Origin of the sequence: Sphingomonas rhamnosi (genome assembly GCF_036663615.1) — a bacterium.
Classification (GTDB): Bacteria; Pseudomonadota; Alphaproteobacteria; order Sphingomonadales; family Sphingomonadaceae; genus Sphingomonas.
Window position 1 is genome coordinate 475,946 of sequence record NZ_JAXOJJ010000002.1, and the last position, 15,141, is coordinate 491,086.

Below are 15,141 nucleotides of genomic sequence, written 5' to 3' on the forward strand. Positions count from 1 at the left end.
ATGCGCCTGCTTGCCCTCGCCGCCGTCCTCCTGTCGGCGCCCGTCGCCGCGCAGACCCGGGTCCCCGGCGATCCCAATGCCGACGACCCCGTCGGCATCGTCGCCGACCCGTGCCCCACGCATCCCAAGCCGACCGATGGCTATCAGATGTACAACCTCCACATGCTGACGCGCGACCACGGCCAGGTCTGCCGCTACGCCGCGCAGAACGCCGCGATCGAGGGCCCGGTCCGGGTCGTCTTCATGGGCGATTCGATCACCGACAACTGGATCAACCTGGACAAGACGATGTTCGCGAACGACCTCGTGGACCGCGGCATCAGCGGCCAGACGACACCGCAGATGCTGATCCGCTTCCGCAACGACGTGATCGCTCTGCACCCGAAGGCCGTGCACATCATGGCCGGCACCAACGACATCGCGGGCAACACCGGCGCGGCGACGATGGCGACGGTGCAGGGCAATATCGAGAGCATGGCCGAACTGGCACACGCGCATGGCATCAAAGTGATCCTCGCCTCGATCCCGCCTGCTGCTGCCTTCCCCTGGAGCCCGGCGAAGCGCCCCGCTCCGCAGATCGCCGATCTCAACACCTGGCTGCGCGGCTATGCCAAGGCGCATGGCTATACCTATGTCGACTATCACGCCGCGATGACCACCGCGGAGGGCGGCATGAAGCCCGGCCTGTCGAGCGACGGAGTCCACCCGACCGCGGCGGGCTACGCGATCATGAAACCGCTCGCGCTCGCCGCCATCACCAAAACCCTGGGACCCGGCCGATGACCTACGACCGCCGCGGCTTCCTCGCCGGCACTGCCGCGCTGAGCCTCGCCACCGCCGCCCGCGCCGCCAGCCCGATGGGCCGCGCGAAGGGTCCGGTGCAGGCCAACTGGCCCTCGCTCGTCGACAACTATCGCTACCCCGACTGGTTTCGCGACGCGAAGCTAGGCCTCTGGTCGCATTGGGGCCCGCAGGCGGTGCCCGAGCAGGGCGATTGGTACGGCCGCTTCATGTATATGCAGGGCCACCCGATGTACGAGCATCACCTCAAGACCTACGGCCATCCGTCGGTCGCGGGGATGAAGGACCTCCAGCACGCCTGGAAGGCCGAACGCTGGGATCCGCAGGCGCTGATGGACCGCTATGTGAAGGCCGGCGCCAAATATTTCGTCGCGCTCGCCAACCATCACGACAATCTCGACTGCTATGACAGCCGCTATCACGCATGGAACACGCTGCGCGTCGGGCCGAAGCGCGACATCGTCGGCGAATGGGAAAAGGTCGCGCGCGCCGCCGGGCTGAAATTCGGCGTGTCGAACCATTCCGCGCACGCGTGGCACTGGTACCAGCCCGCCTATGGCTACGACCCGGTCGGCGCCAGGAAAGGCATGCGCTACGACGCGTTCACGCAAGGGAAGGCCGACGGCAAGGGCCAGTGGTGGGAGGGCCTCGACCCGCAGGAACTCTACACCGGCGGCCACGCCGTGCTGCCCGACGGGATCGACACGATCGAGGCGATGAACGCCTGGCACGACAAGAACAACGGCCAATGGGTCGAGACCGGTCCCAAGGACGACCCCGCCTATGTCACCCGCTGGCTGCTCCGCCAGACCGACCTGATCGACAAGTACAAGCCCGACCTCGTCTATTTCGACGATTACGGCCTCCCCTTCGGCCCCGTCGGGCTCGAGGCGGCGGCGGATTACTACAACCGCTCGATCGAATGGCACGGCAAGATCGACGTCGTCCTGACCGGCAAGCAACTGAAGCCCAACGAGCGTTTCGGCATCGTCCAAGACGTCGAGAAGGGTTTCACCGACCATCTCTGGGACGAGCCATGGCAGACCGACACCTGCCTCGGCGACTGGTTCTACAACGTCGCGCGGCTCAACGACCGCAACTACAAGACCGCCGAGGAGGTGATGCAGCGCCTCGCCGACGTGGTGTCGAAGAACGGCAATCTGCTGCTGTCGGTGCCGCAGCCGGGCGACGGATCGATCGATTCCGAAGAGGAAAAGATCCTCGAGGGCATGGCCGGCTGGGTCGCGGTCAACGGCGAGGCGATCTTCGGGTCGCGCCCGTGGCGCATGTACGGCGAGGGCCCCACCCAACTCGCGGTCGGCATGCAGAACGAGGGCAGCGCCAAGCCGTTCACCGCAAAGGACATCCGCTTCACCACCAACAAGGGCGCGCTGTACGCGCTGTTCCTGGCGCCGCCGCGGGGCGCCGCGACGATCGCGTCGCTGGCAACCGGGCGCTCACAAGGCGAAATCGAACGCGTGACCCTGCTCGGCGGCGGGACGGTCCGCCATCGCCGCGACGCCGCCGGTCTACATCTGGACCTCCCGCGCGACACCGGCTTCGTTCCCGCCGTCCGCATCGAGGGCCGCGGGCTAGTCTAGGCCCTCCTCCAACCCGATACCTCCCAGCCTCCGCCGGGAAGGTATCGGGTCGGTCGCTAACCTATTTGTACCGCCCCATCGTCACCTTGAGCAGCGCGGGCCGGTCGACGATGTTGATCCCGTAATCGGTCTGGTCGCCGTTCCACGTCCGCGACGACACCCAGCGTCCGTCGGTGAACGTGCCCTCCTCGACCCGCACGACCATGCCGTTGGCCGCACTCCCTGCACGCCCCGCAAACTGCAGCCGGACATAGTCGCCAGCGACCAGGAATTCGTTCGCAGACAGCTGCGCGACCGCAAACCCGCCGACCGGCAGGTCCGCCCAAGCGGCCTTGTCCGCCTTGATCCAGGTCCAGTCCTTCTGCCCGAACTGCCATTCGCCAAAGCTCGCGGTGATCGTCCAGTCGCCCATCGTGGTCGACTGCGCGGCGCCCTCGTCACCCTTGGCGGCACCCCAGGTGGGATGCTCCAGCGCGATCCGTGCCCAGTCGCGCGCGATCGGCGCCAGCAGCGCGTATTTCCGGCCGAACGCATCGAGCGTGGCTTCGTCCAACGCCTTCGCGCCGAGCGGATAGTTCGAATACCCGGTGTCATCCATCCCGAACGGCGCGAACCCGATCGCGCCGCGGCCGAGCGCCGGCCATAAGAACCGCGCGAAATCGGTCGCATTGCCGATCTCCGGCACCATCAGCGCATTGTCCGCGCGCCGATAGGCATCGAGATAGGCGACGACGTTGCTGGCCTTGCGGTCGTAGATGTCGGGCGCCTGGAAATCGATCGCGGGCGCGCCTGCCTTCCAGATGTCGAGCACGTCCTGCTGCGGTCCACCCGACGCGACGCCGTTGGGATCGGGCACGTTCGAGGGACCGGCAAGCGACGCGTTGACGTACATCGGCAGCGGTTTGACCGCCTTGCCGGCTGCGGTGATCTCGTTGACATAGCGCGCGACATGCCATGTGTTGAACGCGCGATCCGCCTGCGCACCGAACAGCGCGGTCCATGTCCCCGCGGGCTTGCCGAGCGCCTTGGTCAATGCGGGCGGCACCGGCTGCGCGAACAGCCGATTGCCCTCCACGCCATAGTCGCGCGGGTTGCTGTAGCTGCCGGTCTCGTTCTCGGGCTGGACCAGGATCACCGTGTTCTGCGGATCGTGCGCCTTCAGATAGGTGATCAGTTGCACGAACGCGCGCTTGTCTGCTTCCAATGTCGCGCGGTACATCGGCGACAGCACGCCGTGATCCTTGCCGGCGCGTGTCTTCATGCGGGGGAACCGGCGATTGTCGAGCTTGACCCAATCGGGTGTGTACGCCGGCGACGTGTTCTTCCACGTCCCGAACCACAGCAGCACGACGCGCTTGTCGTGTGCGCGCGCCTGGTCGAGCAGCGCCTGGACGAAGCTGAAGTCGAACTTGCCCTCGGTGGGTTCGATCTGTTCCCACGCCACCGGGATTTCGACGGTGTTGGCATGAAGCCGGTCGAGCATCGGCCAGACCGCCGGAAGCTGCGAGGCATAGTTGCTCGAATTGTTGACCTGCGCGCTCAACATCAGGAACGGCGCACCGTCGACGATCAGCGCATGACGCCCGTCGCGTGTCTCGATCCGCGGAACGGCGGTTTGCTGTGCGAGCAACGGCGTCGCACAAGTCGAGGCCAGCAGGGCAAGGGCGGCGGCAATACGCATGGAATGATCCTCTCCGTCGGGCGACCGTCGGCGGCCACCGATCACGAACGCGCCGAACTCGACTTGCGCTGGTGAATAATCATATCATAAGTGAAAACAACGAGCGAGCAAGCCATGCGGCTATACCGCAACCGGGAGAGAGACGATGAACCGACCATTCCGCCAGGGCGCCGACCGCGCCGTTCGGTCCATTCTAGCAGGCGGGGTTTCGCTGGTCTCGCTGATTGCCGCCCCCGCACTGGCAGCGCCGCTCGCCAGCGTCGACCGCAACGGTAGCATCGTCGCGGTCGAACCCTATGCCCCCAACATCGTCCGCGTCACGATCGCGCTCGACCGCACGCTCGCCGACGCACCGCCCGGCGACGGCCCCAATGCCAAGCCCGACGCAACCGGCTGGACGCATCGCACCGACGCCAGCGGCGACGTGTTCGCATCGTCGGCCCTGACGCTGACCGTTGCCGCGCAGCCCTGGCCCAAGGCGCCGAGCCAGATGGAGCGCTATTTCGCACCGTCGCTGCCCCCCGTGGGGCTGTCGATCAAGCGGGCCGACGGCCGCGAGATCGCGCAGATGACCGGCTGGGAAATGGCGCCGCACACCGTCAACGGCGAAAAGACCTTCCGCGTCGGCGCCAGCTTCGCGGTCCAGCCCGACGAACATTATTACGGGCTCGGCCAGCATCAAGACGGCACGCTCGATCTCAAGGGCCGCACCATCGACTGCCGCCACAATTACGACGCCCCCGCGGGTGAGAGCGTCTGCGTGCCGTTCATGGTCACCAACAAGGGCTATGGCATCGTCTGGGACAACGCCTCGGCGACGACGGTATCGCCCGGCCTGCACAATTCGACTCACTGGCAGTCGAACGTCGGCGAGCGCGTCTCGTTCTTCGTCATCACCGGCGACACCACCGACCAGCTCTATGCGGGCTATGCCCGGCTGACCGGCGCGACCCCCCTGCCCCCCAAGGCCGCGTTCGGGTTGATCCAGTCCAAGGCGCGCTACGAGACGCAGGCCGACCTGCTCGGCATCGCACAGGGTTACCGCAAGCGCGGGCTGCCCCTCGACGTGATGGTGCTCGACTGGTTCTACTGGTCGCGGATGGGTCAGCTCGACATCGACCGTACCTATTTCCCCGATCCCAAGGGCATGAATGACACGCTCAAGTCGATGGGGATGCGCTCGATCATCAGCGTGTGGCCGCGCTTCGAACGCGAATCGCGCTATTACGACATGCTCGGCACCAAGGGCTGGCTGCTTCACGAGAAGGACGGCAGCGTCGTCGACGGCCTGCCGATCCGGTCGGACCGGGCCGGCGCGTTGCTTGATTCGACCAACCCAGACGCCCGCGCCTGGTTCTGGGACCGGTTGCGCGATAATATCGCCAGCCAGGGGTTCGACTGGTTCTGGCTCGACGAGACCGAACCCGATCTGGTCCCCGACGGGCACTTCTTCTCGATCGGCTCGGGCGACCGCTACCACAATATCTACCCGCTGGTGCACACGTCCAGCGTGGCCGAAGGCTCCGCGCGCGACCGGCCGGATTTCCGCAACCTGATCCTGTCGCGCGCCGCCTATCTCGGCACGCAGCGCAACGGCGCGCTGTTCTGGTCGTCGGACATCCAGTCGACCTGGGAGGCGCTGCGTCGTCAGGTTCCGACCGGGCTCGGCTTCACCGCGACGGGGATGGCCTATTGGAGCAGCGACACCGGCGGCTGGCAGTACCCGAACGGCCCCAAGGCGCAGCATCCCGTGCTGCTCGACCCCGCGGGCGCGACCGCGATGCAGCCGAGCTATGCAGACTATCCCGAGCTGTTCGCGCGGTGGTTCGCGTATAACAGCTTCACGCCGACGCTTCGGATCCACGGGCAGCGCCCCGGCACCGCGCTGTGGGATTATGGAACGGCGGCCGAACCCGTGCTCGCGAAGTTCCTGATGCTTCGCTACGCGCTGATCCCGTACATCTACTCGCTCGGTCACCAGACCTATCAAAGCGGCGCGCCGTTCATGCGCGCGCTGTTCATGGACTTCCCGAACGATCCCAAGGTCGCCGACATGGGCGATGAATATATGTTCGGTCCGGCCTTCCTGGTCGCTCCTGTCACCGAACAGGGCGCGACCAGCCGCAAGGTGTATCTCCCCGCGGGCACCGACTGGTATGATTACTGGACCGACAAGCGCTACACCGGTGGCCAGACGATCGACGCCGCGGCGCCGATCGATCAGATCCCGCTGTTCGTGCGGGCCGGATCGATCGTCCCCATCGGCGTCCAGGTGCCGAGCACCGCGACACGCCAGCCGCTCGAGAGCATTCGCGTCTATCCGGGGCGCAGCACCAGCTTCGCGCTGTACGACGATGACGGCGTGACCAACGCCTACAAGCGCGGGGGCGGCAAGACCGCGACGCTGCGCTGGAACGACGATACCGCGCGGCTGACGGCGTCGACGGCGCTGCCCAGTGGCCAGGATATCGGCAAGCTCGTCCGGGTCGTCGCGGGGAAGTGATCCGCGCTGGCCGTCGGTGTCGGAACCGAAAGACGGGCGCGTAACGGCGGCAACGACCGCTACATCGCGCCCGTCATGGTCCCCGGCATCGGCATCATGTTGGCGTTCAGGTGATACATCACCCAGATCGACCCCGCGATCGTCAGCACCACGATCACCGTGGTGAACAGGAAGGCGAGCAGCGTCCAGCCGCCTTCGGAACGCGTGTCGAGGTGCAGGAAGCACAGCACGTGAACGACGATCTGCGCGAACCCCATCGCGAAGATCAGCGCCGCGGTCGTCTGCCAATCCTGCAGTACCCCCGACATGACGAGCCAGAACGGCACCGCGGTGAGGACGATCGAGAGGATCGTGCCGATCCGGTAGCCGCGCTGGCTATGCCCGGGCGCTTCAGGGCCGTGAGCGGCAGGGCCGTGCGCGGTTTCGGGGGCGATCGAGGGATGGCTCACCGCAGGACTCCAAACAGATAGACGAAGGTGAAGACACCGATCCAGATGATGTCGAGGAAGTGCCAGAACATCGACAGGCAGATCAGGCGGCGCTTCATCGGCTGGCTGAGGCCGTGCTGCCCGAGTTGGACGAGCGTGACCGCGATCCAGAGCAGGCCAACGGTGACGTGCGCGCCGTGGGTGCCGACCAGTGTGAAGAAGGCCGAGAGGAAGGCGCTGCGCTGCGGCCCCGCCCCTTCGGCGATCAGCGTCGAGAACTCGTAGAGTTCGATCCCGAGGAAGCCCGCGCCGAGCAGCCCCGTCACGGCCAGCCAGAAGCGCGTCGGTCCGACCCGACCGGCCTCCATGTGCGGCATCGCCTGGCCGAAGGTGATCGACGAGGCGAGCAGAAGCGCGGTGTTGAGCGCGACGAGCGGCAGTTCGAAGATCTCGTCCGGCATCGGCCCGCCGGCGTAACTGGTCCTGACCACGCCGAACATCGCGAACAGCGACGCGAAGATCAGTGCGTCGCTCATCAGGTAGATCCAGAAGCCGAGCACGGTGGGCCCGTTGCCGCCGTGGTCATGATTTTCGTCTTCGGTGACGTGCCAGATCGGCGCGGCGGCGGTTTGCTGGAGCGGGTGGTCGGTCATGTCAGGCTCCCACGGCCGGCTGGTGACGCGCGCCTTCGGTCAGCGCGACCTGCTCGGCCGGAATGAAATACTCGCGCGCGAAGTCGAACGTATGCGCCACCGCGACGACGACCAGCCCGGCAAAGCTCAGCGCCGCGAGCCACCAGATGTACCAGACCATCGCGAAGCCGAGGCTGAGCGCCAGTCCTGCTATGATGACCCCGGCGCCGGTGTTGCGCGGCATGTGGATCGGGCGATAGCCCCCGGCCGGTCGCGCATAGCCGCGGCACTTCATGTCGTACCACGCATCGAGATCGTGGATCACCGGCGTGAAAGCGAAGTTGTACACAGGCGGCGGCGAACTCGTCGACCATTCGAGCGTGCGGCCGTCCCAGGGATCGCCGGTCAGGTCGCGCAGCTGGTCGCGCTTCACGAACCCCATCACGATGCTCATCACGAAGCCGAGGATGCCGATCAGGATGATCACCGAACCGATCGCGGCGATCACGAAATAGGGCTGAAGGGTCGGATCGTCGAAATGGTTGACGCGGCGCGTGGTGCCCATCAGCCCGACGACGTAGATCGGCGTCCAGGCGATCCAATAGCCGATCACCCAGCCCCAAAACGCGATCTTGCCCCAGAAGTCGTCGAGCTTGAAGCCGAACGCCTTGGGAAACCAATAGACCATCCCGGCGAACAGCCCGAACACCACCCCGCCGATGATCACGTTGTGGAAATGCGCGACCAGGAACAGCGAATTGTGCAGCACGAAATCGGCGGGCGGGATCGCGAGCAGAACCCCCGTCATCCCCCCGACCACGAAGGTCAGCATGAACGCGACCACCCACATCATCGGCAGTTCGAAGCGGATGTCGCCGCGATACATCGTGAACAGCCAGTTGAAGATCTTGGCACCGGTCGGGATCGCGATGACCATCGTGGCGATGCCGAAGAAGCTGTTGACGCTCGGCCCCGCGCCCATCGTGAAGAAGTGGTGCAGCCAGACGAGATACGACAGGATCGTGATCACCACCGTCGCATAGACCATCGACGAATAGCCGAAGAGCCGCTTGCCGGTGAAGGTCGAGGTGATCTCGGAATAGATGCCGAAGGCCGGGAGGACGAGGACATAGACCTCGGGATGCCCCCAGATCCACACCATGTTCCAATACATCATCGGCGCGCCGCCGAGCTCGTTGGTGAAGAAGTGCGTGCCGATATAGCGATCGAGCATGAGCAGAAAGAACGCCGCGGTCAGCGCCGGGAAGATCGCGACAGCGAGAATGTTCGAGCAGAACGCCGTCCAGCAGAACACCGGCATCTTCATCATCGTCATACCGGGGGCGCGCATCTTGATGACCGTCGCGACCATGTTGATCGCCGACAGCGTCGTGCCGACCCCCGCGATCTGCAGCGACCACAGATAATAATCCACCCCGGTCTCCGGGCTGTAGGCGAGCCCGGCGAGCGGCGCATAGGACAGCCAACCGGTCGCGGCGAACTCACCGACGAACAGCGAGATCATCACCAGCACGGCGCCCGCCGCGGTCAGCCAGAAGCTGAGGTTGTTGAGGAATGGAAACGCGACGTCTCGCGCGCCGAGCTGCAGCGGCATGACGAAGTTGACGATGCCCACCACCAGCGGGATCGCGACGAAGAAGATCATGATCGTGCCGTGCGCGGTGAAGATCTGATCGTAATGGTGCGGCGGGAGATATCCCTGGTTGGCACCGAACGCGACCGCCTGCTGCGCACGCATCATCAACGCGTCCGAAAAGCCGCGCAGCAACATGATGATGCCGAGGATGACGTACATGATGCCGACCCGCTTGTGATCGACGCTGGTGAACCATTCGGTCCATAGATAGCCCCATAGCCGGAAGTAGGTCACCGCGCCGAGCAGCGCGACGCCGAGCAGCGCGACGACGATGAACGTCGTCAGCAGGATTGGTTCGTGCAGTGGGAAGGATTCCCAGCTGAGCCGTCCGAAGATCGTCTTGAGAAGATGGTCGCTCATGGTTGTCCCGATGCTTGGGGATCAGACCCGCACGGTGCGAAGCGCACCGGGGGCGAGGAAGGGCGGCGTGGCGGACAGGTCGCGGTTGCGCGGGTCGCCGGGCTTGCGGTCGCCAGGTGCACCGGGCTTTGCCGGCTTGGTGACGTTGGGCCCCGTACCCTTGTCCTCGGCCGCCTTGAGCAACGCGGGCGTTGGCGTGGTGCCATGCAACGGTGCCGCGCTGCGGCCCGGCATGCCGCCGCTGCGCGCCATGTCGCGGCGCATCACATCGGCCATGCACGGCGTCCCCGGTGCGACGCAGCGGTTGAGCACGCGACCGAACAGCCCCGGCGTGACCGAGCCGAAATACGTCACCGGCACCTTCACGCTAGGCCTTTCCAGCGCGACATAATTGGCCGGGGCGAGCGTGCCGCGCGGGCTGGTCTTGACCTGCGCAACCCAGCGGCCGAAATCGGCCGGCGCCATCGCCCGCAGCTTGAAGCGCATGTCGGTATGACCGCGGCCCGTATAGTTGCCCGAAAAGCCCCAGCTGTCGCCGGGCGCGTTGACCACCGCATGAAGCTCGGACTGCATGCCCGGCATCGCATAGATCATGCCGGCCATGGTCGGCGCGTAGAAGGTGCTGAACTGGCTGGTCGAGGTGATCGAGAAATGCACCGGCACGTCGACCGGCAGCGCCAGTTCGTTGACCGTGGCGATGCCCTGTTCGGGGTAGATGAACAGCCATTTCCAGTCGAGCGCTACGACCTGCACCTCCAGCGGTCTGGTGTTCGGTGCGATCGCCCTGCCCGCCGCCAGCCGTCCCAGCGGCCGGAACGGATCCAGCAGATGCGTGCTGGTCCAGGTCACGACGCTGAGCGCGATGATGATCAGCAGCGGGCAGGCCCAGATCACCAGTTCGAGTGTGGTCGAATGGTCGAAATCGGGATCGTAGACCTTGTTCGCGTTCCCGCGGCGATAGCGCCAGGCGAACAGCACCGTCAGCACCATCACCGGAACAATGATCAGCAGCATGATGCCGGTCGCGAACAAGATCAGGTTGCGCTGCTGAACAGCAATATCGCCGGTCGGGTTCATGACGACCATGTCGCACCCACCCAGCAACGCCAGCATCGCGATGAGGGGTAGGCGCCCGGCCCTGCGGATATGATCGAATGTTGGTCTGCCCATGACCGACGCCTAGGCGCGGATCGATTGCGCGACTTTGTCCGCGGTCAAAGTTTTGCGGATTATTGACAGCTATAGAGTGCCATCGGCATCGCCGCGTGGTCACGACATGCCGTCGCAGTCACGACGAACGGCTGAGTGAACAGGACGCAAACGCTATGGTAGCCACAACATTGGGAGCAGCGAACTCCACACCGTTGGAGCGCGATGCACAGCTGATCAATGCGCGCGAGCATGCGATACGGCCGGGCGACATCGCCGTCGGCGTGATCATCGGACGTTCGTCGGAATTCTTCGACTTCTTCGTCTATGCGATCGCGTCGGTCCTCGTGTTCCCCTCGGTCATCTTCCCCTATGTCGATGCGCTGACGGGCACACTCTATTCCTTCGCGGTCTTCGCGCTCGCCTTCGTTGCGCGGCCGTTCGGCGCGCTCGCGTTCATGTGGATCGACCGCAAGCACGGTCGCGGCGTCAAGCTGACCGCGGCGTTGTTCCTGCTCGGCGGATCGACCGCGGCGATCGCCTTCGTCCCCGCCCATGCGCAGGCCGGTAGCCTGGCGGTGATCCTGCTCGCGGTGTTCCGCATCGGACAGGGCTTCGCGCTCGGCGGCACCTGGGATGGCCTTCCTGCCCTGTTGTCGCTCAACGCACCGCCCAAGCGTCGCGGCTGGTTCGCGATGATCCCGCAGCTCGGCGCCCCCGTCGGCCTGTTCGTTGCCGTCGCGGTCTTCGCCTATCTGTTGACCACGCTCAGCACGGCCGACTTCCTCGCCTGGGGCTGGCGCTTTCCGTTCTTCCTCGCCTTCGTGATCAACGTGGTGGCGTTGTTCGCGCGGCTCCGGCTGATCTCGACGCCGGGGTTCAAGCAGCTCTTCGAAACGCGCGAACTCCAGCCCTCGTCGCTCGTCACGCTGCTGCGTGAGGAAGGGCGGACCGTCGTGCTCGGCGCATTCGCGCCGCTGGCGAGCTTTGCGCTGTTCCACCTCGTCACGGTATTCCCGCTGTCGTGGTTCGTGCTCACCTCGGGCGAGCCGCCGGTGCGCTTCCTCGTCATCGAACTGGTCGGCGCGGCCGTATGCCTGATCGCCGTGACACTGTCGGGGTTGATCGCCGACCGTGTCGGTCGGCGCACCGTGCTTGGCGTCTCGGCGGGGCTGATCGCCGCCTATAGCGGGTTTGCGCCGCAGCTGCTGGGCCAGGGAACCGCCGGCGAATGGACCTATATGATGCTGGGCTTCATCCTGCTCGGCCTGTCGTTCGGGCAGTCGTCGGGAGCGGTCAACGGCAGCTTCTCGGCAAAGCATCGCTATACCGGTTCGGGCACCACCGCGACCGCGTCCTGGTTCATCGGCGCCGCGTTCGCCCCCCTGGCGGCGCTGGTGCTGGCGAGCAACTTCGGGCTGATCTCGGTCGGCGCGTATCTGCTGTCGGGCGCGCTATGCACGCTGGCGGCGCTCGCGCTTGGCCGGGAGTGGGGCGGGAAGCCCCCCGTCGACGCGGTCCCATAGGATTCCGGCATGGCCGATACGCCCGAACATGACGGTGAAGTCTCCCCCCGTCGCGACCGGAGCCCGACAGAAGCTCCCCGCGGCGCGGACGCCATCCATGACGGGCCTCCGGGACCGACCGGCGCGGGCCCCGGGCGCGGGCCAACCTTGCTACCCTTCCCCTGTCGCGCCAAGCGCATCGGCGGCAACGACTTGGGCCGGCTTCTACAGGACCACGCCCGGTTGCGCGCGTTGTGCAACGAGTTGGAAACGTTCGCCGACGGTCTTCCCGCGCATCCGCCCTTGGCCGAACGCCGAACCTTGGCCGACACGATCGAAAGCGCAACTATCGCGCATGTCAGGGCAACCAGCGCGTTTCTTGGGCGGTTCTTCTCCGGCAACGAGACACCTCTGACGCGCGCGATCCTGTCGCGCATTCTGGTGCGGCAGATCGCAGACGCGATGCATGCCGAAGACACCGGCGACGTCCTTCGTATGCGATCGCTCACGCCCGCCTCGATCGACATGCTGAGCTACATGCTGCGGTTTCTGTTCGAAGGGGCGCGTCGCGCGGTCGAACTGGAAAGCCTATTCCTGCTGTCGCTCGGCAGCACCCGGCTAACTCGCGCCGCGCTCACCGAGTTGGAGCGCGCACTGGCCTGACGCCGCGGCGCGACTGGACGGCGTAGCCGCCGCTAGGCCGCGTGCGCGCGAATCTGCAGGGCGCCCTGGTCCGAGATAGTGACGGCGCGCCCGCCCGGAAGGCCTATCACCCCGGCGGCCTTGAGCCGCGTCATCTGGCGGCTGACAGTCTCGATCGTCAGCCCCAGAACGTCGCCGATCTGGCCACGCGTCAGCGGCAGGTCGAAGGTCAGCGGCCCGTCAGGCGTCGCGCGGCAACCCGTGTTCATCGCGTGCGACGCCATCTCGAGCAGGAAGTCAGCGACCTTCTCCTCGGCCGATTTGCGCGCCAGCGACAGCATGCGGCCACGCGCCGCACTGAGCGCCGCCAAGGTGCGCTGCAGCAACAGGCGCTCCATCCGGCCATGATCTTCCAGCACGCGCTGAAACCCCGCGCGCGGGAAGACGCAGAGTTCGGCATCGGTCAACGCGGTGATCGTGAAATCCGCGGTGCCGGCATGCGCCTGGCCGACGAAATCGGCGGGGTAAAGCAGGCCGACGATCTGTTCGCGGCCATCCGACGTGGCCGCGACAAGCTTCAGCACGCCCGACAGCAGGTTGGCGCAGATAATGCTCTCGTCGCCTGCCCAGATCACCGTCTCGCCGCGGCCCACGTGCTGCCGACGGCCGAGCGTGTCGAGCGTCTCCAGCTCCGCATTGCTCAGACTTGCGCACAGCGCCTGGTCGCGCACGGCGCAATCGATGCAAGGGTCGGGACTGGCCATACGCCGGTGTAGATCATCCCGCCGCGGAAGCCGATCCCTAGATCGCCCGTTACCGATGCACCTGGGGGGCGGGTGCAGCGGTCTTGTTTTACAGAATGGATGTCAGATTTTGGCAAGGCCCCGCTCGAGCCCGCGCAGTTCCGACAGGCCGCGCATGCGCCCGAGCAGCGAATAGCCAGGATTAGGGCTCCGCGCCAAATCGTCCATTATCTGATGCCCGTGGTCGGGGCGCATCGGGATGTGGCGCCGCTCGCGCTTCGACAACGCGACGACTTCGGCGACGACCGCCACCATATCCGCATCGCCGCCCAAATGGTCGGCCTCGTGGAAACTGCGCGGCCCCTCGTGCTGGACCGAACGCAGGTGGAGAAAGCCGATCCGGTCGCCCAGGCGGCGGACCATGCCGGGCAGGTCGTTGTCGCGCCGCGCGCCGAACGAGCCGGTGCAGAAGCATAAGCCATTGGCGCCGCTCGGCACCGTCTCGAACAGTTCGACGACGTCGGCCTCGGTACTGACGACGCGCGGCAGCCCGAAGATCGGAAATGGCGGATCATCGGGGTGGACGACCAGGCGGATGCCGGCTTCCTCGGCGACCGGGCAGACCGCCTCCAGAAACGCGTGATGGTTCGCGCGCAACGCTGCCGCATCGACATGCGCGTAGCTCCCCAAGGCGCGGAGGAACTGGGGTGAATCGAAGCTTGCCTCGCTTCCCGGAAGCCCGGCGATGATCGTGCGTTCGAGCTGATGGCGCGCGGAATCGTCCATCGCGGCGAAGCGGTCGGCGGCTTGCGCGCGGATGTCGGGGGCGTAGTCCGCCTCCGCGCCCGGGCGCTGCAGGATGTGGATGTCATAGACCGCGACCGCGACCCATTCGAAACGCAACGCGCGCGCACCATCGGGCAGTGCCCAGGCCAGATCGGTGCGCGTCCAATCGAGCAGCGGCATGAAATTATAGGTGACGACGGTAATGCCGCACGCACCGAGATTGCGCAGCGAGGTGCGGTACGCGTCGATCAGCGCGTCGCGGTCCGGTCCGGCGGTCTTGATCTGCTCGTGCACCGGCAAGCTCTCGACCACCGTCCAGCCCAGCCCTGCCTCGGCGATCATCGCCTTGCGCGCGGCGATGTCCGCACGCGTCCATACCGCGCCGTTGGGCAGTTCGTGCAGTGCGGTCACCACCTCGGTGGCACCGGCCTGGCGGATGTGCGCGAGCGGCGCTGGATCGGTCGGCCCGAACCAGCGCATCGTCGGCGTCATCAGGTAACCGTGATCGGTCTTCTCATTGCGGACCAAAATTCACCGCCTTCTGCCCTAACCCGTTGATTCTACCTCTCCGCCCCGCGCCGGTAGCAGGCCGAAACGAACCGTCGCCGTCATGCGCAATCACTTTCCGATAGGCAAAGGTAATCCGGCCGGGC

At 66.0% G+C, this 15,141-nt stretch carries 12 protein-coding genes; 5 read left to right on the forward strand and 7 right to left on the reverse strand.

Going from position 1 to position 15,141, the window contains the following annotated elements:
- Both U1701_RS07205 and U1701_RS07210 read left to right on the forward strand, forming a co-directional pair.
- Positions 1 to 783, forward strand: coding sequence for an SGNH/GDSL hydrolase family protein (locus tag U1701_RS07205; protein ID WP_332781858.1), 783 nt, complete (start codon positions 1 to 3; stop codon positions 781 to 783).
- Complete coding sequence (locus U1701_RS07210) at positions 780 to 2,402, forward strand: alpha-L-fucosidase (RefSeq protein ID WP_332781859.1); 1,623 nt, start codon at positions 780 to 782, stop codon at positions 2,400 to 2,402. The genes U1701_RS07205 and U1701_RS07210 overlap by 4 nt, the downstream gene beginning before the upstream one ends.
- Positions 2,403 to 2,463: 61 nt before the next feature.
- Here the strand turns inward: U1701_RS07210 and U1701_RS07215 are convergent, their stop codons facing one another.
- Positions 2,464 to 4,083: a DUF5597 domain-containing protein gene (locus tag U1701_RS07215; RefSeq protein WP_332781860.1), complete on the reverse strand. Its 1,620-nt coding sequence runs from the start codon at positions 4,081 to 4,083 to the stop codon at positions 2,464 to 2,466.
- A 145-nt stretch (positions 4,084 to 4,228) separates the two neighbouring features.
- Between U1701_RS07215 and U1701_RS07220 the strand changes: the two genes are divergently transcribed.
- Complete coding sequence (locus U1701_RS07220; RefSeq protein WP_332781861.1) at positions 4,229 to 6,586, forward strand: glycoside hydrolase family 31 protein; 2,358 nt, start codon at positions 4,229 to 4,231, stop codon at positions 6,584 to 6,586.
- A 59-nt stretch (positions 6,587 to 6,645) separates the two neighbouring features.
- On the opposite strand, the gene cyoD is transcribed toward U1701_RS07220, so the two are convergent.
- From cyoD to cyoA, 4 genes are read right to left on the reverse strand one after another with little or no spacing between them, the layout of a single operon-like run.
- A complete protein-coding gene (cyoD, locus tag U1701_RS07225) occupies positions 6,646 to 7,035 on the reverse strand; it encodes a cytochrome o ubiquinol oxidase subunit IV (protein WP_332781862.1) in 390 nt (129 codons plus the stop codon).
- Positions 7,032 to 7,667, reverse strand: coding sequence for a cytochrome o ubiquinol oxidase subunit III (cyoC, locus tag U1701_RS07230; protein WP_332781863.1), 636 nt, complete (start codon positions 7,665 to 7,667; stop codon positions 7,032 to 7,034). Before cyoC ends, cyoD begins: the two co-directional genes overlap by 4 nt.
- A gap of 1 nt (position 7,668) precedes the next feature.
- Positions 7,669 to 9,663: a cytochrome o ubiquinol oxidase subunit I gene (cyoB, locus tag U1701_RS07235; RefSeq protein ID WP_332781864.1), complete on the reverse strand. Its 1,995-nt coding sequence runs from the start codon at positions 9,661 to 9,663 to the stop codon at positions 7,669 to 7,671.
- A 21-nt stretch (positions 9,664 to 9,684) separates the two neighbouring features.
- Positions 9,685 to 10,833, reverse strand: coding sequence for a ubiquinol oxidase subunit II (cyoA, locus tag U1701_RS07240; protein ID WP_332781865.1), 1,149 nt, complete (start codon positions 10,831 to 10,833; stop codon positions 9,685 to 9,687).
- Positions 10,834 to 10,988: 155 nt separating this feature from the next.
- On the opposite strand from cyoA, the gene U1701_RS07245 reads away from it, so the two are divergent.
- Positions 10,989 to 12,338 (forward strand): MFS transporter, encoded by a 1,350-nt coding sequence (locus U1701_RS07245; RefSeq protein ID WP_332781866.1) that lies wholly within the window; start codon positions 10,989 to 10,991, stop codon positions 12,336 to 12,338.
- A 9-nt stretch (positions 12,339 to 12,347) separates the two neighbouring features.
- Positions 12,348 to 12,980 carry a hypothetical protein gene (locus U1701_RS07250; protein ID WP_332781867.1) on the forward strand — a complete coding sequence of 211 codons (633 nt, stop codon included), beginning with the start codon at positions 12,348 to 12,350 and terminating at the stop codon, positions 12,978 to 12,980.
- A gap of 32 nt (positions 12,981 to 13,012) precedes the next feature.
- Here U1701_RS07250 and U1701_RS07255 read toward each other — a convergent pair whose 3' ends face one another.
- Positions 13,013 to 13,723: a Crp/Fnr family transcriptional regulator gene (locus U1701_RS07255; RefSeq protein WP_332781868.1), complete on the reverse strand. Its 711-nt coding sequence runs from the start codon at positions 13,721 to 13,723 to the stop codon at positions 13,013 to 13,015.
- Positions 13,724 to 13,825: 102 nt separating this feature from the next.
- Entirely contained in the window at positions 13,826 to 15,016 is a 1,191-nt protein-coding gene (uxuA, locus tag U1701_RS07260; protein WP_332781869.1) for a mannonate dehydratase, read from the reverse strand.
- Between the last annotated feature and the right edge of the window lie 125 nt (positions 15,017 to 15,141).

Excerpts from the sequence above, each read along its gene's own strand:
- U1701_RS07205 (WP_332781858.1), top strand. The coding sequence starts at position 1 with ATGCGCCTGCTTGCCCTCGCCGCCGTCCTCCTGTCGGCGCCCGTCGCC.
- U1701_RS07210 (WP_332781859.1), top strand. The coding sequence starts at position 780 with ATGACCTACGACCGCCGCGGCTTCCTCGCCGGCACTGCCGCGCTGAGC.
- U1701_RS07215 (WP_332781860.1), bottom strand. The coding sequence starts at position 4,083 with ATGCGTATTGCCGCCGCCCTTGCCCTGCTGGCCTCGACTTGTGCGACG.
- U1701_RS07220 (WP_332781861.1), top strand. The coding sequence starts at position 4,229 with ATGAACCGACCATTCCGCCAGGGCGCCGACCGCGCCGTTCGGTCCATT.
- cyoC (WP_332781863.1), bottom strand. The coding sequence starts at position 7,667 with ATGACCGACCACCCGCTCCAGCAAACCGCCGCCGCGCCGATCTGGCAC.
- cyoB (WP_332781864.1), bottom strand. The coding sequence starts at position 9,663 with ATGAGCGACCATCTTCTCAAGACGATCTTCGGACGGCTCAGCTGGGAA.
- cyoA (WP_332781865.1), bottom strand. The coding sequence starts at position 10,833 with ATGGGCAGACCAACATTCGATCATATCCGCAGGGCCGGGCGCCTACCC.
- U1701_RS07245 (WP_332781866.1), top strand. The coding sequence starts at position 10,989 with ATGGTAGCCACAACATTGGGAGCAGCGAACTCCACACCGTTGGAGCGC.
- U1701_RS07250 (WP_332781867.1), top strand. The coding sequence starts at position 12,348 with ATGGCCGATACGCCCGAACATGACGGTGAAGTCTCCCCCCGTCGCGAC.
- U1701_RS07255 (WP_332781868.1), bottom strand. The coding sequence starts at position 13,723 with ATGGCCAGTCCCGACCCTTGCATCGATTGCGCCGTGCGCGACCAGGCG.